Consider the following 22,097-nt stretch of genomic DNA (forward strand, 5'->3'; position numbering starts at 1 on the left):
TCGGCGTACCGCGTGCGACACGCGGTACGCCGCGCGGCCCGCGCGCGGCGGGGCGGGGCGGGTGGCCGGTCGGCCGTCGGCTCCCTCCGCCCACGCGGTGCCGGCCGGCGCCCGCCGTGTCCGTCGCGAGGCGGCCTGGCCGCACGCGCGGCGCGGCGGGTGAGCGCGGCCTCAGGCCGCGGCGCGGCGCGGCCAGTGTTCCCGCAGGACGCGGACCGCCTCGGTGATGGCCGGGCGGCGCGCGGCGCCGGGCCGCCACAGCGCGTACAGCCGGCGCACCGGCGTCGGCTCCAGCGGGACGACGGCCACTCCCTCGGGCACGGGGCCGCGCCCGAGCCGGGGTACCAGCGCGACGCCCAGGCCGGCGGCGACCAGTGCCGACTGGGTGTGGTACTCGGCGACCTGGTAGGCGAGGTCGGGTTCGTGGCCCGAGGCGCGCAACGTGCGCACCAGCCAGTCGTGGCACACCGTGCCCGGCGGTTGGCAGATCCACCGCAGGTCGGTCAGGTCCGCGCGCGCCAGCTCCGTGCGGCCGGCCAACGGGTGGTCGCCGGGGACCAGGAGGTCCGAGGGGTCGTCGCCGATGACGACCCGGTGCACGCCCTCGGGCGCCGGCAGCGGCGAGATGTCCCAGTCGTGCGTGACGGCCAGGTCGATCACCCCACGGGCCACCAGGTCGGGCGACAGATGCGGGTCCACCTCGACCAGCCGGGTGTCCAACCCGGTGTGTCGTTCGGTGAGTTCGGCCAGGACGGAGGGGAGCAGGCCGCGCGCGGCCGAGGCGAACGCGCCCACCGCGAGCCGCCCCGCCGGCTGCCCGCGCCGCTCTTCCAGCGTGGTCTCCGCACGCTCCACGATCGCCAGCAACTGCTGTGCCGTGTCCGCCAGTTGTCGGGCCGCGTCCGTCAGGGCGATGCCGCGCCCCTGCCGTTCCAGCAGCGTGGTCCGCGTCTCCCGTTCCAGCTTGGCTATCTGCTGCGAGACCGCCGACGGGGTGTACCCGAGGGCGACGGCCGCCGCGCTCACCGACCCGTGCACGGCCACCGCGTGCAGGGCCCGCAACCGGGACAGATCCAACATGTTCCCCCCAGGGGTCCTCGCACCACACGGCGCGGCGCCCGCGCCACGACGCGGGCTGTCCACGACCGGAGCGGCCGGCCCCGGCCGTCGCGCCCGGCACCGCCGTACGGGGCGCCACCGTGTTCCGGTGCCGTCGTGTCCGGCACCGCTATTTGTAGCACTGCTTCAACCAATCATGCAGATACTCGCGCTGGTGCTACAAGGTCGGCTGCGTCGATCCTCGAACCATGCGTCCCGCACACATCGCCCTGGCCGTGTTCGTCGCCGCCGCCTGGGGCGTCAACTTCATCGCCATCGACATCGGTCTCGACCACTTCCCCCCGCTGCTGTTCTGCGCGCTGCGGTTCCTGGCCGCCGCCGTGCCCGCCGTCTTCCTGGTGGGCCGGCCGCAGGTGCCCTGGCGCTGGGTGATCGGCGTCGGGTTCGCGCTCGGCGTGGCCAAGTTCGGCCTGCTGTTCGTCGGCATGGACCAGGGCGCGCCGGCCGGCCTGTCCTCGCTGGTGCTCCAGGTGCAGGCGGTGTTCACGGTGTTGTTCGCCGCGTTCGCGCTGGGCGAGCGGCCGGGCGGGATACGGCTGGTCGGCATGGGCGTCGCGCTGGGCGGCATCGCGGTGGCGGCCGTGGACGAGGGGACCGGCGGCCCGGTGCTCGGCTTCGCGCTGGTGGTGGCCGCAGCCGCGTGCTGGGGCGTGTCCAACGTGCTGACCCGCAAGGCCGCGCCGCCCGACGGGCTGCGGTTCATGGTCTGGGTGAGCGTGGTCCCGGTGCTGCCGCTGCTGTTCCTGTCGCTGCTGTTCGAGGGGCCCGAGGAGGACCTGGCGGCGCTGCGCGCGCTGGACTGGAGCGGCCTGGGCACCATCGCCTACGTGGCCTGGTTCACCACCCTGTTCGGCTTCGGCGCCTGGGGCTTCCTGCTGCGCACCTACGACGCCTCGGCGGTCGCCCCGTTCACGCTCCTGGTGCCGGTCTTCGGCATGTCCTCGGCGGCCCTGCTGCTGGGCGAGGACGTCACCCCGCTGCGCTGGGTGGCCGCCGCGCTGCTGGTGGGCGGCGTCGCGCTGACGTCGCTGGCCGGCGTCGGGCGGCTGGGCCGGCGGGCCGTGGGTGGCACGGGCGGTGCGGGTGTGCGGAGTGCGGCCGGGATCGCGGAGGCCGGGATCGCGGCTGGCTCGGGCGTGGCTGGCCCGGCGGTAGGCGCGGGTACGGGCGTTCCCGGTCCGGGCGGCTCCGGCGCCGCCGGCCCGGTCATGAGCGGTGGCGCGGTCGGGGTGGGCGGCCCGCCGGCCGGGGGCACCGTCGGCCCGGCCGGGGGTACCGTGCCCGCTACGGGTGCTGGCCGGGCTCCCGCAGCCGGTGCTCCCGGGCCACGGGCTCGCTGACCTCGGCGCCGGCCAGCAGCCCGAGCAGGTGCTCCCGGCCGGGGCCGAGCAGCGGGGCCAGGTCGGGCGCGTCGGGATACCAGCGCTTCTCGTACTCCCAGCACACCCAGCCCTCGGCGCTCCGCTGCCGCGAGGCGTCGGCGAAGTGGGTCCGTACCAGCTCGGTCAGACACGTGGGCAGCGGCAGCACCCCGGCGCCCAGCGGCAGCGGGGCCGTGTCCCGGGCCGAGGCGACATCCTTGACCTGCACGTATCCCAGGTGCGGGGCGAGCGCGGCGTGCGAGGCGGCCGGCTCCTCGCCGCCGAGCCAGGTGTGCAGCAGGTCCCAGACCGCCCCCACACTCAGATGCCCGACCAGGCCGAGCACCCGGCAGGCGTCGGCCGCGGTGCGGTGCGAGTCGTGGGTCTCCAGCAGCAGCCGCACCCCGAGGTCGTGGGCGTACGGCGCGAGGGCGGCCAGGCGGCGGGCGGCGGTCGCGTCGGCCTCGGCGGGGTCCTGGTCGCCGCCGCCGGGGAAGACCCGCGCGTACGGTGCGCCGAGGTCGTGGGCGAGCGTGAGGAGGTCGCGCGTCTCCGCCAGGACCGGGCCGTCGTCGCCCGCCTCGGCGACCCGCGCGTAACCGGCGACGGCCAGCACGCTCACCCCGGCGTCCCGGAACCGCGCCGCTACCTTCGCCCGTTCGGCCGCGCCGAGTCCCACGTGCACCGGCTCCTCGGGGTGCGCTCGCAGCTCGACCCCCTGGTAGCCGCTGTCCACGGCCAACCGGACGACGTCGGGAACGGGCAGTCCGGGAACGCCGAGGGTGGAAAAGGCGAGTTTCACGCGGGCTCCAGGTCGGTCGGTGCGCACGGATGAGCACGGGGGCGCCGGGTGGCGCGGCGGGTCGGGTCGATCCCGCCACGGCCCCATCTGCCCGCCGACGGCGTGGCCGAACCGTACGGGTCCACGGGGGCGGCGCGCCCGAACGGGACGGGACGCTCTCGCGTACGGGGCCCGTGGGGCGGTGGGCCCGTGCCGTCAGCGCAGCGGGCGCCAGTCCTCCAGGGCCTGGGTCATGGCCGGGTTCGCCGGGTCCTCCCAGACCAGACAGCCGTACACGAGGCCGGGCAGGTCGGGGCCCAGGAGATCCGCCGGGCCCTCGGTGAGGGCGCGGTTCACGGCTTCCAGGTACGCGGCCACCGACGGCCAGACCGGCGAGCCCGCGTCGCCGCCCTCGTAGGTCTGCCAGCCGCCCACCCCCCGCGCGCCGGCGTAGCGGCCCAGGTCGGGCGCTTCCTCGTCGTTGCCGAGGAAGGCCACCCACGGGCCCGCGTAGTTCGCGTCGCACGCGGCCCCGAAGTGCAGCCGCGGGCCGACGCTCACCCCGGGCGACAGCAGGACGCCGCCGGGCAGGAAGCGGCCGGTGTGCACCTCGCCCTGTTCGTCCAGTGCGTCGATGTCGACGTGTCGGGTTCCGCCGGCGAGGGACCACAGCGCCACCATCTCGGAGGGAAGCCCGAAGCCGAGCGCGGAGTTCAGCGTCCGGTCCGCGTCGGCCAACTCCCGCTCGGAGGCCGGCGGCAGGATCGACGCGTGGGAGGTCGGGGCGTGCTCGGCCAACCAGTCGGTCAGCGTCCGCCAGGCCGCGAGGACCCGCTCGACTTCGCTCTTCTCATGGCCCATGCGGCCGATCCTACGAACCGGCCGACTCCCCGACCCCGCCACCCCCGCGGGTTCCGGACCCGCCCCGGGCGGGTGGCGGTGCGCGGCCGGTGTGTAACGCCCGCTGACGAGGGCGGGCGGCCGGTCCGTACGGGGGCTCCCGGTCCGCTCAGTCGCGGGTGGCGGGGGGCGGGGCGGTGGAGTCGCGGATCATCAGCTCGGCGCGGATCATGGCCACCCCGCCGGGGGGCGTGGCCTCCCGGCCGAGTGCGAGTCGTCCCGCCCGGGCGCCCGCCTCGTGCAGCGGCAGCCGCACGGTGCTGAGCGCGGGGGCCGCGTCCGCGCTGAACGGCAGGTCGTCGAAGCCGGCGACCGAGACGTCGCGCGGAATGCTGAGCCCCAGGTCGCGGAGCGCGGCACAGGCGCCGAGGGCGACCGTGTCGTTGGCGGCGACCAGCGCGGTGATGTTCGGTTCGCGGCGCAGCAGTTCACAGGCCGCGTCGTACCCGGAGGCCCGGTCGTACGCCCCGTGCACGACCAGCGGCGGCCCCTCGCCGGTCGAGGGCCGGTTCGGGGGCGCGTGCGGGGTCGCGGGGGTCGTCGGCGGGCCGTGCGCGGCCAGGGCGGCGAGGTGGCCCTCCAGCCGGTGTCGGGTGGTGGTGCGGTCGACGGGGCCGGCGATGTAGCCGATGCGCCGGTGGCCGAGGGTGAGCAGGTGCTCGGTGAGGCGCCTGGCACCGCCCCGGTTGTCGAAGGTGAGCGCGAGCGCGCCCGGCACGGGCGGTCGTCCGCACAGCACCACCCGGGTACCGGCCGAGACCAGTTTGGCCACCTTGGCCGCCAGCCGCTCCGTGTGCTCCGCGCCGTCGGCCGCGCTGCCGGTGAGGACGACGGCGGCGGCGCGCTGGCGCTGGAGCAGGGTGAGGTAGGTGAGTTCGCGTTCGGGGGAGCCGTTGGTGTTGCAGACGACGGCCAGCTTCTCGGCCACCGTCCCCGGACCGGCCGGGCCGCCCCCGGGCTTGGCCGCCGCCGCGCCGCCGACCGGGCCCCATGCCTCGTTGCCGGCCAGCGGGAGGGCGGGCCCCATCTCGGACTGGATCGCCCCCGCCATGATCCCGAAGAACGGGTCGGCGATGTCGTTGACGAGGATGCCCACGAGGTCCGAGTTGGCCGCCGCGAGCGCGCTGGCCGGGCCGTTGACGACGTAGTCCAGATCGTCGACGGCCCGCAGCACCCGGGCCCGGGTCGCCTCCGCGACCGGGTAGTTCCCGCTGAGTACGCGGGAGACGGTGGCCGCCGACACCCCGGCCCGCGCCGCCACGTCGGCCAGGGTCACCGTCATCGCTTCCGCTCCATCCGCCGCCGTCCTCCACCACTGCCACGACGGCATCGCCGCCGTGGCTGTCGCCTGTTGTCTGGTTGTCGCTGTCGTCGCCGGTCCGCGTCGCCGGAGTCGGTGGCCCCACGACGCGGTCGGGGTCGAGACGCGGTGTGTCGTACGGGAGTTACCGCGTTCGCCCGTGATGTACGCCGCGTGCCGACGGTCATCGGTACGCGGCCCCGCGCGTCGGTCGCTGGCGGACGCCGAGCGGGGGCCGTCCGTGGTGGGCCGTCGACGGCCGGGGCGGTCGCGGCTGTGAGGGCCGTGGAGGCCCTGGGGGCTGTCATGGGTGCGGGCTCGTTCGTCGGGACTGTCGTGCGCGGGTGCGGGCGGTGCGGGGTGTGGTCGGTTGCCGTGTAGTCGATCGGTTGTGGATGTCCTGCCCCGGTGCGGGCCGTCGGTCACGGACGGCGGGCCGCCCGAGCGGCGGGCCGCGAGCGGCGCCCGCGCACTCGCCGGTGCCCGCGACGGCGCGGCGGCGCCGCGCCGCCGGGTACGCGCCCCGGGGTCAGCCGCAGGGTAACCGTGCCGGATGTGCGCGCGGTGGAGGGGGGTCGGCCCCGCGTCCCCCACGACCGCGCGCCGGGGACGGCCGCCCCTCGGCCGGGGGCGGCGCGCTACGGCACGGGCGCGGTGGCGCGACGCGGCGCGGGGGGGCCGGCGCGGTCCGACGGGACGCGGGGCGGGGGAGGCGCGCCGTCGGGTGTGGCGTCGGGTGGCGGGTCAGGCGTCGTCCGGTCGGGCCTCGCTCACGCCGACGACGGTGAGGTGGGTACGGTCCACGCCGGCGTCCTCCAGACAGCCGCGCAGTCGCATGCGGTCGTGGTCGGCCAGCGCCGGATGGACGACGCCGGCGTACAGGTCGTCGCCGAGGCTGGTCAGCGCGGCCCGTCGCAGCGGTACGGAGGTCGAGTCCCGGCAGCGTTCCCAGAGTTGGCGCGCCGCGAGGTCGGCCCTGCCGGGCGTCGCCTCGCCGCGTACCACCACCTTGACCAGTACGGACGTCGCCGCCGCCCGGTTGGCCCGCTGCTGCCGGGTCTGGGTCAGCTCCGCGAGGCCGACCAGCGTCGCGCCGAGCGACAGCGCTCCCACCACCCCCAGGACCACCGCCAGGCGTCGACGTCGGCGCCACCTGGCCGCGTCCGGGCCGCCGAGCGGCGGCAGGTCCTCCAGGTCGGGCTGGTCGCGCGCGGCGCCGAGCGGCGGGGCGGCGAGCGGGGCCAGCCGGCCGGCCAGCCGGCGCTCGACGCCCGGCCGCACCGTGGCCTCGGCGATCCGCTGCACGAGCCAGGCCAGCCCGGACAACACGAGTCCGGTGATCATCAGGACGGGCACGAACACGTGGGTGCGGTGGGTACCCGCGTCGAACGGCTCCTCCAGCCAGCGGAACGGGGACCGCCCACCGCCCGCGCCCCGCCGCGCCCGGCCCGCCGCCCGGTCGGTGTCCCCGAGGGCCCGCCCCCAGCGGCCGTCGCCGTCCCCGTCGGAGCGCTCGGGGACCCACTCCCACGGGCCCCCGGCGGCCGGCCCGCCGCCCGCCCCGTCACGGCCGGGGCCCGCGTCCGGGCCGTCGCCCCAGCGGTGGGCGCCGCCGTCGCCCCCGCCGTACGCGCGCCCGTCACCGCGTTCGCCGGCCTGGGCACGGGCGGAGCCCTGGGCGTCGTGGGCGGGTTCGCCACCGTGGGCGTGTTCGCCACGTGGGGTACGGGCGTCGCCTCGGGCGCGACTCCCACAGTGGTCACAGCCGTGGCCGTGGGCGGGGTCGTCCTCGGCGCCGTGGGGCGCGTCGACGGCGGCCGGGCGGCGAGCGTCGCCGTGGGGCGCGTTGCCCGGGGCGCCGGGCGCGGGCCCGGTGCACGGGGCGGCCTGGTGAGCGGGGGTGGCGGCGTACGGGTCGGTGGCGTACCGGGCGGTCTCGTGGGGCGGGGCGGGGCGCGCGGACGCGTACGGCGCGGGCCCGCCCTCGGGTCCCCGGGCGGCCGGGCCGGGACCGTACGCCGCGTGCTCCTCCGGGCGCGCCCGCGTACACGGTCCGGCCGGGGCGTGCGCCTGGCGCTCGATGTGGTCCCGTACGTGTGCCTCCAGGCGGGCCATGCGGCCGAGCAGCGCCAGTGCGAAGAGCAGCACCTCGATGATGACGAGCAGGACGCCGCACAGGATGGCGCGCTGCCACTGCCAGCGGTACAGGTAGATGACGACATAGGCGGCGGCTCCCACGGCGGCGGCCCCGCCGAAGAAGTACGCGAGGAACTTCATCCGTCAACCTCCTTGCCCCGTCCCACGTGTCGCTCCGTGGGCGTGCCATCGGCCGGCCCGCGCCGGTCACCCGGACCGGTGTCGCCGCCCGCGCCCGTGCGGCCGTCCCGGCCCGAGCGGTCGCACGCACCCTCGCGGCCGGGCCCCGCCGGCCGGTCGCGCCCGGCGTCGCGGTCACCGGGACCCGGGGCGCCGGCGGGCGGGGCGCCGGTGCCGGCGGGCGGGGGCGACCGGTCCGGCGCGGCGGGTCTGTCGGATGGCGACGACCGGGGCTCGGCGGGTGGCGCGTGGCCCACCGCGCCCGTCGCGCCGTCGAGGACGACGCCCGAGCCCGGCGGGAAGCGGCGCACCGCGTCCGCGACCCCGACCACGGCCGGCAGCCGGGACTCGCGGGCCAGCAGGGCCAGATGGGACAGCGGGCCGCCGGTCTGCGCCAGCAGCCCGCTCAGCTCCGGCAGCAGTGGAGCCAGCGCGGGATCGAGGGTGCGCGTGACGAGTACGGCGGACGCGGGCCGGGGCCCCGTCCCGTCCCAGGCCGTGCCGTGGGCGCGCCCGACGGAGACGCCCTGCCCGCCGCCACCCGCCCCGGGCGTACGACCGGCGGCGTACGCCACGGCCTCCGGTACGGCCACCCCGTCCGCCGTCAGCCGGAAGGCGTCCGGCAGCGGGGCCGACGGCGGCCGGGGCAGCCGCTCGGCGAGGTCGGCCGGCAACGGCCCGCCCGCCAGCGCGCTGGCCAACTCGCGCCAGCGCAGCAGCGCCACCCGGTCGGGCTCGCGTAGCGCGCCCCGCGCCACGAGTCGCGCCGCCACCTCCCGAACCAGTCTGACCTGCAACTCGTGCACCCAGCGCACGCGCAGCCGCAGCCCCTCGCGCGGCGCGAGTGTCGCCGCCACGGCGGCTGGCGGGCCGCCACCCCTTGGAGCCGCCGCCTCGGAAGGTGCCGACCACCCTGCCCCGCCTGGGTGCCCGCCCGACGCGTGGGGGAGCTCAGGGAGGCGGGTGGGGGCCGCGAGGCGGGGCGGCACCAGGGCGAGGACGAGCGGACTCCCGGCGATGATGCGAGCGTCGGACAGTCCCCGTGCCCGGCCCTCACGCAGCGCGCCGAGCGCCCGCCCGGCCGCCGTCCCCGCTCGGCCCGCCTCGCCCGGTCCGTCCCTGCCGTCCGGCCCGTCGCCGGACAACGGAGCGTCACCGGTGGCGTGTTGACCGGCGACGGGCCGACGGACGAACGCGCCACGCACACCAAGGCGCCCGATCCCCGCCCCGCCCCCGCCCCGCGCGCCCGTCGCGTCGTCCGCGCGTTCCGCCCCGTCCGTACGAGCCGTGTCGCCCGCTCCGTACGTGCCGCTCGCGCCACCTCCACGGCCCCCGGCGACCGGCTCGCCCGGGCCGCTGGCGAGCAGGGCGCCCGCCAGGGCCTCCTGGGCGTGCAGGGCGACCAGCGCGCTCCGGCCCCAGCGCAGCAGCGCCAGGATCTCCGCGTGCCGCAGCGTCGCGGGCGGCGGCGTCTCGGTGAGTTGCCGGTCCACGTCGGCGAGCAGGTCGCGGCTGAGCCCGGGAAGTTCGCCGCGCAGCCTGCCGAGCCGCCAGGCGGCGCCGAGCCGACGCGCGCCCGGCAGCGGGTTGAGCGCGGCGACCAGCCGGTGCCGAGGCCGGCCCGCCACCCCGAGCAACTCCAGGTCGGCCACGGCCCGCCCGCCCACCGCACGGACCACGGGCAGGGCGCGCAGCCTGCGGCGCGGCGCGGCGGCCCCGATGTCCAGGGCGGCGGCCAGGCCCCGTGCCATGGGCGTCACCCACAGGTCCTCCTCCAGCGGCTGGAGCGTCTCGGGCAACGTCTCGGCCACCGGCCCGGGCCCCAGCAGCCGCGCGCGGCGCTCCGGCGTCGGAGCCAGCGCGGTGATCGGTCGGCTCTGGAACAGCCACAGCCGCCCCTCCGCGTCGAACCCGAACTCCATGTCCTGCGCCCCGCCGAACACCCGCCGCCCCCGCCGCGCGAGCCCCGCCAACCGCCGCGCCTGCCGCCCCGTCAGCCACGCGGCACCCTCGTCCTGGCCGTCCTGGCCGTCCTGGCCGTCGAGGCCGCTCGGGCCCCTGCCCCCGTCGTCGCGCGGCGCCGCGCCCCCGCCGCCGTGCGAGGCCGCGCGCGTACCGCCGCCCGAGGGCCCGGCCCCGGACGAGCCCGGCGCCCCGCCCCCGCTGACACCCGGAGCCTCGCCCGCGCCCGCGCGCGTACCGCCGCCTTCGGAGGGGTGACAGCCGGCCCCGGAAGAGCGGTCGCCGGCGCCCCGGGCGCCCGTGACCCGCTTGGCCTCGGGCCGCGCCCGTCCCCGTGTGCCGTCCTCCCGTCGGGGGCGGCCGTGGCGGCTCAGCCGGTAGGTGGTGCCGGAACGCGTCCCGCCGACCAGCGCGTCGGGGCCGCCGCGTACGACGCTGACCAGCAGCGTGTCGGCGCGGCCGGTGAGCGGGTCGGCGCCGAAGAGCACGCCGCCCAGCCGCGCCGACACCATGGGCTGCACCAGTACGGCCATCGGGGCGGGGCCGTGCCGCGCGGCCCGGCCGACCGGCGCGCCGTCTCCCGCGCCGGGGGCGTGCGCGCACGGGTCGGCCCCCGGCCCACCGGGGCGCGGCTTGCCACGGCGGGGCTCGGCGGGGTGAGGTCCGGTGGGTCGGGGCCCAGCGGGGTGGGGCTCGTGCTGCCCCGGCTGGACGGGGTGGCCACGGTGCGCGGAGGCGCGCACCGTGGCCACCGCCGTGCGGAACGCCGCCCAGCCGCGCACGTCGAGCACGGACGCGAACTGCCCGGCCAGCGAGGACTCTCGGGTGTCCTCCCGTGGCGAGGACGAGCGCACCACCAGGGGGCGCCGGCCGCCGTCGCTCAGGGCGTGCCAGGCGTCGTGGACGGGCCCGTGCTCCACACCGACCGCCGCCCCGTCGAGCAGGACGAACCCGGGCAGCACCGGGAGTCCGGCATGCGCCGCGCGCGCCAGGTGGGCCGCCTTGGAGCCGGCGAGCCGCACGTCACGCGCCCGTGGGTCGGCCAGGAACAGCAGGTCAGGCGGCTCGGTCGCGCCACTGGTCCGCGCGTTGGCCAGGGCAGTGCCGTCCGACGGGGTGGCGTGCTGGGCCGGGCCTGGGAGGTGGGCGGGGGGCTCGGGCTTCCCGGGCGCCACGCGCGGGCCCGGTCGGTCGTCGTCTGTCATCGGACACCCTTCCGTTCCGGCCGCCAACAGGGGGGACGCGCGGGCCTGGCCCGGTGCCTGACAGCGGGACGAAGGGGGGCGAGCGCCGAGCGTTACGCGGGGCCGAAACGACGCCTGTCCACCTCTCACGATGTTGACAGCGCGACGGTGAGCGGGCCAGGGCGCGTCCGACGCCCGCCCCCGACCTCCGCCCTGACCCCCCGTCACGCGAGGCCGACCGTGGCGCGGACAGAAATCCGGGAGCGGCGTGCAACCCTTCCCGGCCGCGACGGGTCGTACGGGTCGTCAGGCTTTCGCGGAGGGGGATCCGGGGGGATTTCGAGCGAAGCCGGTGGAGGGGGAAGCCAGAGGGGCCCGGTCCGTGGACCGGGCCCCTCACGGCGTTCCCGAAGTTATCCACAGGCCCGCACGGGCTGTCGGTCTTCGGCGATACGGTCGCCTCATGTTGCAGCTCGCGGTGGTCGAAGGGGTCCTGGAGCGGATCACCTACGCCAATGAGGACAATGGCTACACGGTCGCGCGGGTCGACACGGGGCGTGGCTCCGGCGACCTGCTGACCGTCGTCGGCTCGCTCCTGGGCGCCCAGCCGGGGGAGTCGCTGCGCATGGAGGGCCGTTGGGGCTCCCATCCGCAGTACGGCAAGCAGTTCACCGTGGAGAACTACACGACGGTGCTGCCCGCCACCGTCCAGGGCATCCGCCGGTATCTGGGCTCCGGCCTGATCAAGGGCATCGGACCGCGCATCGCCGACCGGATCACCGAGCACTTCGGCGTGGAGACGCTGGACGTCATCGAGCGGGACCCGAAGCGGCTGATCGAGGTGCCGGGCCTCGGCCCCAAGCGGACGAAGATGATCGGCGCCGCGTGGGAGGAGCAGAAGGCCATCAAGGAGGTCATGGTCTTCCTCCAGGGCGTCGGGGTCTCCACCTCCATCGCGGTGCGCATCTACAAGAAGTACGGCGACGCCTCCATCTCCGTCGTGCGCAACCAGCCCTATCGGCTGGCCGCCGACGTGTGGGGCATCGGCTTCCTCACCGCCGACCGCATCGCGCAGGCCGTCGGCATCCCGCACGACAGCCCCGACCGCGTCAAGGCCGGCCTGCAGTACGCCCTGTCCCAGTCCGCCGACAACGGCCACTGCTACCTACCCGAGGAGCAACTCATCGCGGACGCGGTGAAGTTGCTCCAGGTCGACACGGGGCTGGTCATCGAGTGCCTGGGCGAGCTGGCCCAGGACCCGGAGGGCGTCGTCCGGGAAGCGGTGCCCGGCCCCGCCGACGGCGAGCCGATCACGGCCGTGTACCTGGTCCCCTTCCACCGCGCGGAGCTCTCGCTGGCCGGGGCGGTGCGCCGGCTGCTGCGGAGCGAGGAGGACCGGATGCCCGGCTTCCAGGACGTCGACTGGGACCGGGCGCTGGCCTGGCTCGCCCGCCGCACCGGCGCCGACCTCGCGCCCGAGCAGCAGGAGGCGGTCAGGCTGGCGCTCCGCGAGCGGGTGGCCGTGCTCACCGGTGGCCCCGGTTGCGGCAAGTCGTTCACCGTGCGTTCGGTGGTGGAGCTGGCCCGGGCCAAGCAGGCCAAGGTGGTGCTCGCCGCGCCCACCGGCCGCGCCGCCAAGCGGCTGGCCGAGCTGACCGGCGCCGAGGCGTCCACCGTGCACCGCCTCCTGGAGCTCAAGCCGGGCGGCGACGCGGCGTACGACAGGGACCGGCCGCTGGACGCCGACCTGGTGGTGGTCGACGAGGCGTCGATGCTGGACCTGCTGCTGGCCAACAAGCTGGTCAAGGCGGTGCCGCCGGGCGCGCACCTGCTGCTGGTCGGTGACGTGGACCAGCTTCCCTCGGTGGGCGCGGGCGAGGTGCTGCGGGACCTGCTGGCCCCGGGCAGCCCGGTCCCGGCCGTCCGGCTGACCCGGATCTTCCGGCAGGCCCAGCAGTCCGGAGTGGTCACCAACGCGCACCGGATCAACGCGGGGGAGCCGCCGCTCACCCAGGGCCTGTCCGACTTCTTCCTCTTCGTGGAGGACGACACCGAGGAGGCCGGGCGGCTCACGGTCGACGTCGCGGCGCGGCGCGTCCCCGCCAAGTTCGGGCTCGACCCGCGCGACGTGCAGGTCCTCGCCCCGATGCACCGGGGCCCCGCGGGCGCGGGGGCGCTCAACGGGTTGCTTCAGCAGGCCGTCACGCCCGCCAGGCCGGATCTGCCCGAGCGGCGCTTCGGCGGCCGGATCTTCCGTGTCGGGGACAAGGTCACCCAGATCCGCAACAACTACGACAAGGGAGCGAACGGCGTCTTCAACGGCACGGTCGGCGTCGTGACCGCGCTCGACAACGAGGAGCAGCGGCTGACGGTGCGCACGGACGAGGACGAGGAGGTGGCGTACGACTTCGACGAGCTGGACGAGCTGGCGCACGCGTACGCCGTGACCATCCACCGCTCGCAGGGCAGCGAGTACCCGGCGGTGGTGATCCCGGTGACGACGGGCGCGTGGATGATGCTCCAGCGCAACCTGCTCTACACGGCGGTGACGCGGGCGAAGCGGCTCGTGGTGCTGGTGGGCTCCCGCAAGGCGCTGGGGCAGGCGGTCCGCACGGTCTCGGCGGGCCGGCGCCACACCGCCCTCGATCACCGGCTCGGCGGTGAGGCACCGCGTTCCGGTTCCACCGGGTTTCCGGAATCGGCAGGAAGGGGGCAGGATGGACACGATGGCGGCACTCAGTGCCGCAATTAGGCCCGATGGCCGACCCCGAGTGCACGTTCATCGTCCAAATGGGGGAAGGTAGAGCTAGTCAGGGCACCTCGAAGAAGAGGCACAACGTCGGTGAGGGATGACGTGAGCGACAACTCTGTAGTACTGCGGCACGGGGACGGCGAATACTCCTACCCGGTGATCGAGAGCACCGTCGGCGACAGCGGCTTCGATATCAGCAAGCTCCGCGCCCAGACCGGTCTGGTGACCCTGGACTCGGGATACGGCAATACCGCCGCGTACAAGTCCGCGATCACCTACCTCGACGGTGAGCAGGGCATCCTGCGCTACCGCGGTTATCCGATCGAGCAGCTCGCCGAGCGGAGCACCTTCCTGGAGACGGCGTTCCTGCTGATCAACGGGGAGCTGCCGACCGTCGACGAGCTGGCCACCTTCCGTAACGAGGTCACCCAGCACACGCTGCTCCACGAGGACGTGAAGCGGTTCTACGACGGCTTCCCCCGCGACGCCCACCCGATGGCGATGCTGTCGTCCGTGGTCAGCGCGCTGTCCACGTTCTACCAGGACAGCCACAACCCGTTCGACGAGCAGCAGCGGCACCTGTCGACGATCCGGCTGCTCGCCAAGCTGCCGACCATCGCCGCGTACGCGTACAAGAAGTCGGTCGGCCACCCGGTCGTCTACCCCCGTAACGACCTGGGCTACGTCGAGAACTTCCTGCGGATGACGTTCTCGGTGCCGGCCGCCGAGTACGACCCGGACCCGGTCGTGGTCAGCGCCCTGGACAAGCTGCTGATCCTGCACGCCGACCACGAGCAGAACTGTTCGACCTCGACCGTGCGGCTGGTCGGCTCGTCGCAGGCGAACATGTTCGCCTCGATCTCGGCGGGCATCAGCGCCCTGTGGGGCCCGCTGCACGGCGGCGCCAACCAGTCGGTGCTGGAGATGCTGGAGGGCATCAAGAGCTCCGGCGGCGACGTCGACACCTTCATCCGCAAGGTGAAGAACAAGGAAGACGGCGTGAAGCTCATGGGCTTCGGGCACCGCGTCTACAAGAACTTCGACCCCCGGGCGAAGATCATCAAGTCGGCGGCGCACGACGTCCTCTCCGCGCTCGGCAAGTCCGACGAACTGCTGGACATCGCCCTCAAGCTCGAAGAGCACGCCCTGGCCGACGACTACTTCGTGGAGCGCAAGCTCTACCCGAACGTCGACTTCTACACCGGCCTCATCTACCGCGCGATGGGCTTCCCCACCGAGATGTTCACCGTGCTCTTCGCGCTCGGCCGGCTCCCCGGCTGGATCGCCCAGTGGCACGAGATGATCAAGGAGCCCGGTTCCCGCATCGGGCGCCCGCGCCAGATCTACACGGGCGTCGTCGAGCGCGACTTCGTCCCCGTGGAGCAGCGCTAGTCGTTCGCGCCGGGACAGGCGGGGTGCGGTCCGCCCGCCGCGTGCGGTAGCGCGCCCCGCCCCGCCCACCACGGCCCCGCCCACACGCCGGCCCGCCCCGCTTCGGCCACCCCGGCGTGTGGGCTCTTCCTTTCCAGCCCCCGCGCCAGGCCAAGCCCACCCCAGCCGACCACCGACCCGCACCGCCCCACCCTGCCGGCCCCCACCCCGCGGGCCCCCACCCTGCCGGCCCCCGTCCAGTCGGTCCGCCCCCGTCGCCCCGCGCTCGGCCGGCGCTCCGCTCGGCCGCCTGCCGTCGTGTTCGCGGGAGTGTTCGCCGGCGTCGGTGGCCGGTGGCCGCGGGGGCTACTCGTCCGCGTAGGGCAGCAGGGTGTTCAGCACCTCTTCGAACTCCGCCACGCCGGGCGGGTCGTCGGTGAGCAGCGCCTGGAGCAGCAGGCCGTCGATGGCGCCGACGACGATCCGTACGCGTACGGGGTCGTCGGTGTAGCGGCGGGCGAAGTCGGCCGCCGCGTCCAGCCACACCTGGGTGACCTGTCGCAGCTCGGGGCGTCGGGCGGCCAGCAGGTAGAGCTCGTACTCGGCCAGCAGCCGCCCCGGTTCGGCGGCGACGTCGGCCATGAGCTGGGCCAGCGTCCGGCGGCTGTCGAGCCCGCCGTCCGTCGCGCGGGCCAGCCGCCGCATCCGGTCGGCGTCCTCGCTCATCACACTGGTCAGCGCGGCGCACAGCAGATCGTCGATGCCCCGGAAGTAGTACGTGGCCGACGCGGTCGGCAGCGCGGCCTCGCGGGCCACCGCCCGGTGGCTCACGCCCGCCGCACCCTCCCGCTCCACCACGCGCAACGCCGCCTCGATCAGCGCCTGCCGCCGCCGCTCGCCCTTCAGCCGCCGACCGTCCGTCGCCGGCGCGGGACCCGTCGGCCGCCCGCCCCGGCGGGGGGCCGGGGGCTGCGGTTCCGCCGGGTCGGGCGGCTGGTGGGTGTCGGCGGCGTCGCCGCCGGGCGGGGGCGAGGTTTCACGCTCGTTCAGGGCAAGCTCCCGTGATCCGGGCGGCCGTAACGCGTCGCGTTCAGCCGCAGTCGACGGAGGACCGCTGTCGGTCGCGGCCCGCGCCCACGCGACGAAGTGCCGGGACGCCTTGGGGCCCGGTCTGCCGGTTCCGACCTTCCGGCCACGGCCTCCGCGCCCCCGGCGCCCGCACCCGACATGCGCGCCGCACGGCCCGCGACCAGAACCGGAGCCGCCCGGCCGCGACCCGCCGGGCGTCCGACCAGTCCCGCGCCGTGCCAGACTCCCCGCGCACGAGCCCGTACGTACGACCCACACCGACAGTCACCGTGACCGTACCTCCCCGGGCCCCGCCGCGACGCCTTCCCCGCCCCTCGCCTCGGCGCCCCCCTCCGCCCGCGGCGCGCGACCTCCGCCCCACCGCCTACGCGGACCGCCGACGCGGAGCCCGACCGGCACCAGCGCCGAGCCCTTCCCCCGGCCCGCGACGGGAGACCCGCCCCCGGGCACGAGGGCATCCTCAGCCTTCGCCGACCACGCCCCGCCCCGCGGCAGCTCCCATCCCGGGCGCGAGGTCACCCGCCCCGGGGCGAGGGTCGCCCCCGCGCTCCGGCGTACCGCTCACCCCGACACCCTGGCGCGGGAGCCCCGCCAACGCCGCGCCGGGCTCGGCGCCCGCCCGGCGGTGCCCCGCCCGGCGCTCTCCGCGCGGCTCACGTCGCTCGGCAGCTCACGTCGCTCCGCGGCTCACGTCGCTCCGCAGCTCACGTCGCTCCGTGACTCGGGGCCCGGCGTGGTGTCGGTCGAGGGGAGGGCGGTCAGGCGGGGGTAGCCCAGGGCAGCGGTGGCGAGCGCGGTGGCGCCGGCCGTGACGGCTACGGCGAAGCCGCCGCGCGGGCCGAACGCGTCGACCATCAGGCCCGAGAGCGCGGAGCCGAGGGCGACGCCGGTGGCGAGCCCGGTGGTGGCCCAGGTCATGCCCTCCGTCAGCCGGTGCGCGGGCACGATGCGTTCGATCAGGCTCATGATCGTGATCATGGTGGGCGCGAAGAACACGCCCGCGAAGAACACCGCGACCGCCAGCGTGACCACGTTGTTGACCAACAGGAACGGCAGCGTGGTGGCGGCCGTGCCGAGGACGCCGGCGACGAGCAGCCGGGGTAGCGGCGCCCGTAGCGTGACGGCCCCGAAGACCAGGCCGGCCGTGCAGGAGCCGACGGCGTACACCGCCAGCACCAGGCCGGTCGCGCCGGGTTGCCCCTGTTCGTCGGCGAACGCCACGCTCACCACGTCCACGGTGCCCACGATCGCGCCACCGGCGACCAGCGTGAGCACCAGCACCCGCAGCGCCCCGTCGCGCAACGGCGAGCCCTGCGCGGTCGTCGCGGCCACCCGCACCGGCGGCTCCGTGCCGCGCTGGACGACGAACAACCCGACGCCGACGGCCAGCAGCGCGGCGGCCACCAGCGGCCCGGCCTCGGGGAAGAGTGTCGTGCACAGCAGCACCGACAGCGCGGGGCCGACGATGAAGGTGACCTCGTCGACGACGGTTTCCCACGCGTAGGCGGTGTGCAGCCGGGGGGAGTCCCGGTACAGCTCGGTCCAGCGGGCCCGGACCATCGCCGCCATGCTCGGCATGCAGCCCGCCATCGCCGCGAGGACGAACAGCGTCCACACCGGCGCGTCGTAGTGCGCGCAGAGCAGCAGCGCTCCGAGTGCGACGACGCTCACGCCGGTGACCGGCAACAGGACCCGGCCCTGCCCGTACCGGTCGACCAGCCGGGAGGCCCGGGGCCCGACGAACGCCATGGCCAGCGTGAACGTGGCGGCGACGGCGCCGGCGACCCCGTACTGGCCACGCAGGTCGGACAGCATCGTGATCAGGCCGATGCCCGTCATGGACAGCGGCATGCGGGAGACGAATCCGGCGGCACTGAAGGCTCGGGCGCCCGGTGCGGCGAAGAGCGCGCCGTAGGGGTTGGCCATCGCGACTCCTGACAGAGGAGGACAGAGAAAGTGAGACGATCGTCCAAGTTTCTATCACGGACGCGCCGCGAAGGCTCGACGTGAGGGCGCGCCGCGACGCCGCGATGGTGGGCGCGGTGGGCATGGTGAGGTAGCGGGCCGGCGTCGACGGGGCGTACGCGGGTCCGAGGGGAAGGCGGTATGTGAAGAAAGTGAAACTGTCGCGCGCGGGCGAAGGGGTGGTCGCGGCGCGCTGTCAGCCCGCGCTTCCGCGCGCCCCCGCGAGGTGGCGTCACGGGCTCCGGCGGTTCGTCCGGCGGGCCCGGATCGGGGTCGCGCGCACATGAAAGCGCCCCGCTACCGATCCCCCCACGGGTCGGAGCGGGGCGCTTCCTGTTCCCCGGAACGGATTCCCCCCACGGGACCCGGCCGGGAGCCTTGCTGGCCACAAGGGCCAGGCGCCCGCGATCTGCCGGGACGCGTACATGCGGGAGGGCCGCTCAAAGCTCCCCGGTACGTCGCCCCGGCCACGCGCAGTCTGGAAACGTCCCCCAAGACGTCCCAGCACCACCCAGTTAGACTCGCGACCCCCGCGAATGGTTACCCCCCTTCCACTGTGATCTGCGTCTCTTGCCATATAGGGGCGTACTCGGGCAAGGGTCTCGATTTGAATATCTGGGCGCTCGCGTATGGGTGTTGTGCACCCTATGGGGATTTCGTGAAGACGTTCGAGTCGATTTCTCCGTACAACCGGTGGCGCGGGGGCGCGGTGTCGCGTCGGCTCGGCGCGCGTGTCGGTGGGTCGGTACGTCGCTCGGCGCGGATGGGTGTACGTCGGTCGGCGTGCGCGCCGGTACGCGAGTCGGCGCGAGGGGTGGCGTCACGCGCGGAGGCCGGGCCGTCCGGTGGGCCGCTGGGGGCTCCGGGTGGCCCGGCCTCGAAGGTGCCGGTGGTGCGGGGGCGGTCAGGCGGCCCGGCCGGTGAGCTCGTAGCCGGCCTCGTCGATCGCGGCGCGCACGGCGTCGTCGTCCAGCGCGGTGGCCGACACGACGGTCACCTGGCCGCTGGCGGCCACGGCCGTGACGGACGTGACGCCGTCCAGTGCCGATACCTCTTCGGTGACCGCGCCCTCGCAGTGGCCACAGGTCATGCCCGTGACCGTGTACACGGTGGTGACGTCGGCGGACTGGGGCGCTTCGGCGGAGGTCATGGGTGTCTCCTCGGGGAGGGGCCTGGTGGTCTCAGGGGCTCCGGCGTCTCTTCCCGGTCGTCCCCACGAAGGCCATGTTATACCCCTGGGGGGTATTGCGCACCCCTGTGGTCTGGTCCAGTCGCTCCGTCGAACGTAACGCCCGCGGCTCGCCGTTGGGCGGTACGGGTGCCGGGTGTCCGCCCGAGCGGCGGCCCGGCGCGGGCGGTGCGGGTGTCGGGCGCTAGCCGTCGCGGCGCGGACGGTTGCCCGGTCGGCGTTGGACCCACTCGCGGATGGTGTCCGCGAGCCAGAAGGGTTTGCCGCCCTCCACGACGTCGGGGGCCGGCAGCAGCCCGTGTTTGCGATAGGAGCGCACGGTGTCCGGTTGGACGCCGATGTGTGCCGCGATTTCCTTGTACGACCAAAGCCTGCGATCGGTCATGTCTCGCGCCTCCCAGACCACCGCGACCACGGCCGGGGGCCGTCGGGGGTGTCGCGGTGGAACTGTCGTTGATCACTTGAGCTGTGCCCGGTGAACGACGCTGAGTGAGCGGCGGCGAACACCTGTTGATGGTCTGTGACGGAAGGGCCGGATAAGCGTGACGAATGTGACCGAGGGGCGACGGATGTTACGAAACACCACCGACGCGGTCATGGATTTCCGTGAGACGTACCGGGCGGTGTTCCCGTCGGGAGAGCTCGCACGCCTCGGCCACCAGCAGGGCGCTCAGCGCCTCCCGCCCCGAACACGGGTTGGCCTCCTCGCCCCGCGCCGCCCGCAGGAACGCCACCAGCTCCGCGCGGTAGGCGGCCTCGAACCGGTCCCAGAAGCCGGCCCAGGGGCGGGCCGGGGCGGGCGGGCCGGTGGGCTCGGCGGAGGCGAAGGGCGTGCGGGCGTCGAGGCCGACCACGAGTTGGGCGCGCTCGCCCGCCAGTTCCATGCGGACGTCGTACCCCGCGCCGTTGTACCGGGTCGCGGTGGCGGTGACCAGGGTCTCGTCGTCCAGCGTCAGCAGCGCGGCGGCGGTGTCCACATCACCCGTGGCGCGGAAGAACTCCGCACCGCCCGCCGCGCCGGTGGCGTACACCTCCCGCACCTCCCGCCCGGTCAGCCAGCGCACGGCGTCGAAGTCGTGCACCAGGCAGTCCCTGATCAGGCCGCCGGACCCGGCGAGGAAGGCGGGTGGTGGCGGGGTCGGGTCCGAGGTGAGGGCACGGATGGTGTGCAGTCGCCCCAACGCGCCCGCGCGCAGCGCCGTTCGGGCCGCCAGGTACCCGGCGTCGAAGCGGCGCTGGAAGCCCACCTGGAGCAGGGTGCCGGCCTCCTCGACCGCGCGCAGGGCGCCGATGGTGCCGGCCAGGTCCGTGGCGACGGGCTTCTCGCAGTAGGCGGGCAGCCCGGCGCGGGCCGCGCGGGTGACGAGTGCGGCGTGCGCGGCGGTCGCGGTGGCGATGACCAGGGCGTCCGGGTGCCCCGCGAACACCTCGTCCACCGTGGACGCCCGTGCCCCGACGGCCTGGGCCAGCGCGTGCGCTCTGGCCGGGTCGGCGTCACCGATCAGCAGGTCGCCGACGTCGCTCAGGGCGGCCAGGGTGGCGGCGTGGCGGGTGCCGATACGGCCGGCGCCCAGAAGTCCGATGCGCATGGGGCGGGTTCCCGTCTGTGAGGCAGGGGCGCGTCGTGGGGTGGGCGGGGCGTGGCCGGCGCGGGGCGGCGGCGTCAGGCGTACAGGGCCGGGCGCTCGACCAGTTCGGTGGCGGTGCGGTGGCCCGAGCTCTGGGCGGCGACGCCCGCCTCGCAGACGGCCGCCGCGGCGTACCCGTCCCAGCAGCTCGGGCCCTCGACGGTGCCGCGACGGGTGGCGTCCACCCAGCGTTGCACCTGGCGGTCGTAGGCGTCGGCGAAGCGGGGCACGAAGTCCCGCGGGATCGTGCCGCCCCAGCGTCCCGCCGACTGGGTGAGCAGTCCGGACTCGTCGCCGGTGCGGGCGCTGCCGGACTCGCAGACCGCCTCGCAGCGCACCTGGTAGCCGAAGCCGCAGTTGACGAAGATCTCGACGTCGACGAGCGCGCCGCCGGAGGTCTCGAAGAGCACGAACTGCGGGTCGCTCAGGTGGGCGGGGGCGGCGTCGGAGGGCCGGGGGCGCAGCACGGTGACGGCGGTGATCTCCTGGTCGAGCAGCCAGCGTGTGGTGTCGATCTCGTGCACCACCGAGTCGTTGATCATCATCTGGCTGGTGAAGCCGGCCGGGGAGCTGGCGTTGCGGTGTTGGCAGTGCAGCATCAGCGGCCGGCCGAACTCGCCGCTGTCCAGCGCCGCCTTGAGCCGCAGGAACCCGGCGTCGTAGCGGCGCATGAAGCCGACCTGCACGCGGCGGTGGCCCAGGCGCTGTTCGGCCTCCAGGACGCGCAGGGCCGACGCGGCGTCGGGGGTCAGCGGCTTCTCGCACAGGACGGGCAGGTCGTGCGCGAACGCCTGGAGCAGGGCCGCCTCGTGGGCCGGCCCGGGGGAGGCGATCAGGAGGGCGTCCACGTCGGCGGAGGCCATGGCCGCGGCGGGCTCGGTGTAGGCGGCGCAGCCCTCGATGCGGTCCGCGACGGCCTTGGCCCGCTCCGCGTCGATGTCCACGACGGCGGTGACCCGGGCGCCGTGGGTGACCTCGTGGAGGCGGCGTACGTGATCGGCGCCCATGCGGCCGGTGCCGATGACGGCGACCCGGAGCGGTGGCTGCTGCGGCATGTGCGGGTGCTCCTCTGTGGTGCGGGTGTGGTGCGGGTGCGCGTACGAGGGTGGTGGGGGCTGGTGCGTACGGCGGCGTGCGGTGGCGGTGCGCGGGGTCAGCGCGGTGGTCGGTGGCCTACGCG

At 75.6% G+C, this 22,097-nt stretch carries 15 protein-coding genes; 3 read left to right on the forward strand and 12 right to left on the reverse strand.

Translation table 11 applies throughout. The features are described 5' to 3' along the window. Window positions 1-171 precede the first annotated feature (171 nt). Entirely contained in the window at window positions 172-1,080 is a 909-nt protein-coding gene (locus ACFVFR_RS11290) for a LysR family transcriptional regulator (RefSeq protein WP_383699818.1), read from the reverse strand. A 227-nt stretch (window positions 1,081-1,307) separates the two neighbouring features. On the opposite strand from ACFVFR_RS11290, the gene ACFVFR_RS11295 reads away from it, so the two are divergent. After that, window positions 1,308-2,459, forward strand: coding sequence for an EamA family transporter (locus ACFVFR_RS11295; RefSeq protein ID WP_383699819.1), 1,152 nt, complete (start codon window positions 1,308-1,310; stop codon window positions 2,457-2,459). Here the strand turns inward: ACFVFR_RS11295 and ACFVFR_RS11300 are convergent. The 5 genes from ACFVFR_RS11300 to ACFVFR_RS11320 all read right to left on the reverse strand — a co-directional run bounded on the left by ACFVFR_RS11300 (window position 2,404) and on the right by ACFVFR_RS11320 (window position 10,944). After that, on the reverse strand, window positions 2,404-3,282 hold the full coding sequence (locus ACFVFR_RS11300) for a sugar phosphate isomerase/epimerase family protein (protein ID WP_383699821.1): 879 nt from the start codon (window positions 3,280-3,282) through the stop codon (window positions 2,404-2,406). The two genes, ACFVFR_RS11295 and ACFVFR_RS11300, sit on opposite strands and share 56 nt — an antisense overlap. 195 nt (window positions 3,283-3,477) lie before the next feature. After that, a complete protein-coding gene (locus ACFVFR_RS11305) occupies window positions 3,478-4,122 on the reverse strand; it encodes a hypothetical protein (RefSeq protein ID WP_383699823.1) in 645 nt (214 codons plus the stop codon). 148 nt (window positions 4,123-4,270) lie between these two features. Then, window positions 4,271-5,443 carry a LacI family DNA-binding transcriptional regulator gene (locus ACFVFR_RS11310; RefSeq protein ID WP_383699825.1) on the reverse strand — a complete coding sequence of 391 codons (1,173 nt, stop codon included), beginning with the start codon at window positions 5,441-5,443 and terminating at the stop codon, window positions 4,271-4,273. 762 nt (window positions 5,444-6,205) lie between these two features. Continuing rightward, entirely contained in the window at window positions 6,206-7,738 is a 1,533-nt protein-coding gene (locus tag ACFVFR_RS11315) for a hypothetical protein (protein ID WP_383699827.1), read from the reverse strand. After that, window positions 7,735-10,944: a PEP/pyruvate-binding domain-containing protein gene (locus ACFVFR_RS11320; protein WP_383699829.1), complete on the reverse strand. Its 3,210-nt coding sequence runs from the start codon at window positions 10,942-10,944 to the stop codon at window positions 7,735-7,737. The genes ACFVFR_RS11315 and ACFVFR_RS11320 overlap by 4 nt, the downstream gene beginning before the upstream one ends. 442 nt (window positions 10,945-11,386) lie before the next feature. Here ACFVFR_RS11320 and ACFVFR_RS11325 point away from each other — a divergent pair, with 442 nt between their 5' ends. Together ACFVFR_RS11325 and ACFVFR_RS11330 are read left to right on the forward strand one after the other, a co-directional pair. Continuing rightward, a complete protein-coding gene (locus ACFVFR_RS11325; RefSeq protein ID WP_383699831.1) occupies window positions 11,387-13,675 on the forward strand; it encodes an ATP-dependent RecD-like DNA helicase in 2,289 nt (762 codons plus the stop codon). A gap of 102 nt (window positions 13,676-13,777) precedes the next feature. Then, on the forward strand, window positions 13,778-15,067 hold the full coding sequence (locus tag ACFVFR_RS11330; protein ID WP_383699997.1) for a citrate synthase: 1,290 nt from the start codon (window positions 13,778-13,780) through the stop codon (window positions 15,065-15,067). Window positions 15,068-15,412: 345 nt separating this feature from the next. On the opposite strand, the gene ACFVFR_RS11335 is transcribed toward ACFVFR_RS11330, so the two are convergent. The 6 genes from ACFVFR_RS11335 to ACFVFR_RS11360 all read right to left on the reverse strand — a co-directional run bounded on the left by ACFVFR_RS11335 (window position 15,413) and on the right by ACFVFR_RS11360 (window position 21,972). Continuing rightward, complete coding sequence (locus ACFVFR_RS11335; protein WP_383699999.1) at window positions 15,413-15,952, reverse strand: TetR/AcrR family transcriptional regulator; 540 nt, start codon at window positions 15,950-15,952, stop codon at window positions 15,413-15,415. Between the two features lie 870 nt (window positions 15,953-16,822). Beyond that, on the reverse strand, window positions 16,823-18,061 hold the full coding sequence (locus ACFVFR_RS11340; protein WP_383699833.1) for an MFS transporter: 1,239 nt from the start codon (window positions 18,059-18,061) through the stop codon (window positions 16,823-16,825). A gap of 943 nt (window positions 18,062-19,004) precedes the next feature. Then, window positions 19,005-19,250, reverse strand: a complete 246-nt coding sequence (locus ACFVFR_RS11345) for a heavy-metal-associated domain-containing protein (protein ID WP_383699835.1) — start codon at window positions 19,248-19,250, stop codon at window positions 19,005-19,007. Between the two features lie 223 nt (window positions 19,251-19,473). Further along, a complete protein-coding gene (locus ACFVFR_RS11350; RefSeq protein WP_383699837.1) occupies window positions 19,474-19,674 on the reverse strand; it encodes a helix-turn-helix transcriptional regulator in 201 nt (66 codons plus the stop codon). Window positions 19,675-19,861: 187 nt separating this feature from the next. Further along, complete coding sequence (locus tag ACFVFR_RS11355; RefSeq protein ID WP_383699839.1) at window positions 19,862-20,878, reverse strand: Gfo/Idh/MocA family oxidoreductase; 1,017 nt, start codon at window positions 20,876-20,878, stop codon at window positions 19,862-19,864. Window positions 20,879-20,952: 74 nt separating this feature from the next. Beyond that, window positions 20,953-21,972 carry a Gfo/Idh/MocA family protein gene (locus tag ACFVFR_RS11360; RefSeq protein ID WP_383699841.1) on the reverse strand — a complete coding sequence of 340 codons (1,020 nt, stop codon included), beginning with the start codon at window positions 21,970-21,972 and terminating at the stop codon, window positions 20,953-20,955. Window positions 21,973-22,097 lie beyond the last annotated feature (125 nt).

Origin of the sequence: Streptomyces sp. NPDC057702 (assembly GCF_042799315.1) — a bacterium.
GTDB lineage: Bacteria > Actinomycetota > Actinomycetes > Streptomycetales > Streptomycetaceae > Streptomyces.

Coding starts and splice junctions, on each gene's coding strand:
- ACFVFR_RS11340 (WP_383699833.1), bottom strand. CDS start 18,061: ATGGCCAACCCCTACGGCGCGCTCTTCGCCGCACCGGGCGCCCGAGCC.
- ACFVFR_RS11310 (WP_383699825.1), bottom strand. CDS start 5,443: ATGACGGTGACCCTGGCCGACGTGGCGGCGCGGGCCGGGGTGTCGGCG.
- ACFVFR_RS11325 (WP_383699831.1), top strand. CDS start 11,387: ATGTTGCAGCTCGCGGTGGTCGAAGGGGTCCTGGAGCGGATCACCTAC.
- ACFVFR_RS11290 (WP_383699818.1), bottom strand. CDS start 1,080: ATGTTGGATCTGTCCCGGTTGCGGGCCCTGCACGCGGTGGCCGTGCAC.
- ACFVFR_RS11315 (WP_383699827.1), bottom strand. CDS start 7,738: ATGAAGTTCCTCGCGTACTTCTTCGGCGGGGCCGCCGCCGTGGGAGCC.
- ACFVFR_RS11320 (WP_383699829.1), bottom strand. CDS start 10,944: ATGACAGACGACGACCGACCGGGCCCGCGCGTGGCGCCCGGGAAGCCC.
- ACFVFR_RS11305 (WP_383699823.1), bottom strand. CDS start 4,122: ATGGGCCATGAGAAGAGCGAAGTCGAGCGGGTCCTCGCGGCCTGGCGG.
- ACFVFR_RS11350 (WP_383699837.1), bottom strand. CDS start 19,674: ATGACCGATCGCAGGCTTTGGTCGTACAAGGAAATCGCGGCACACATC.
- ACFVFR_RS11360 (WP_383699841.1), bottom strand. CDS start 21,972: ATGCCGCAGCAGCCACCGCTCCGGGTCGCCGTCATCGGCACCGGCCGC.
- ACFVFR_RS11295 (WP_383699819.1), top strand. CDS start 1,308: ATGCGTCCCGCACACATCGCCCTGGCCGTGTTCGTCGCCGCCGCCTGG.
- ACFVFR_RS11345 (WP_383699835.1), bottom strand. CDS start 19,250: ATGACCTCCGCCGAAGCGCCCCAGTCCGCCGACGTCACCACCGTGTAC.
- ACFVFR_RS11355 (WP_383699839.1), bottom strand. CDS start 20,878: ATGCGCATCGGACTTCTGGGCGCCGGCCGTATCGGCACCCGCCACGCC.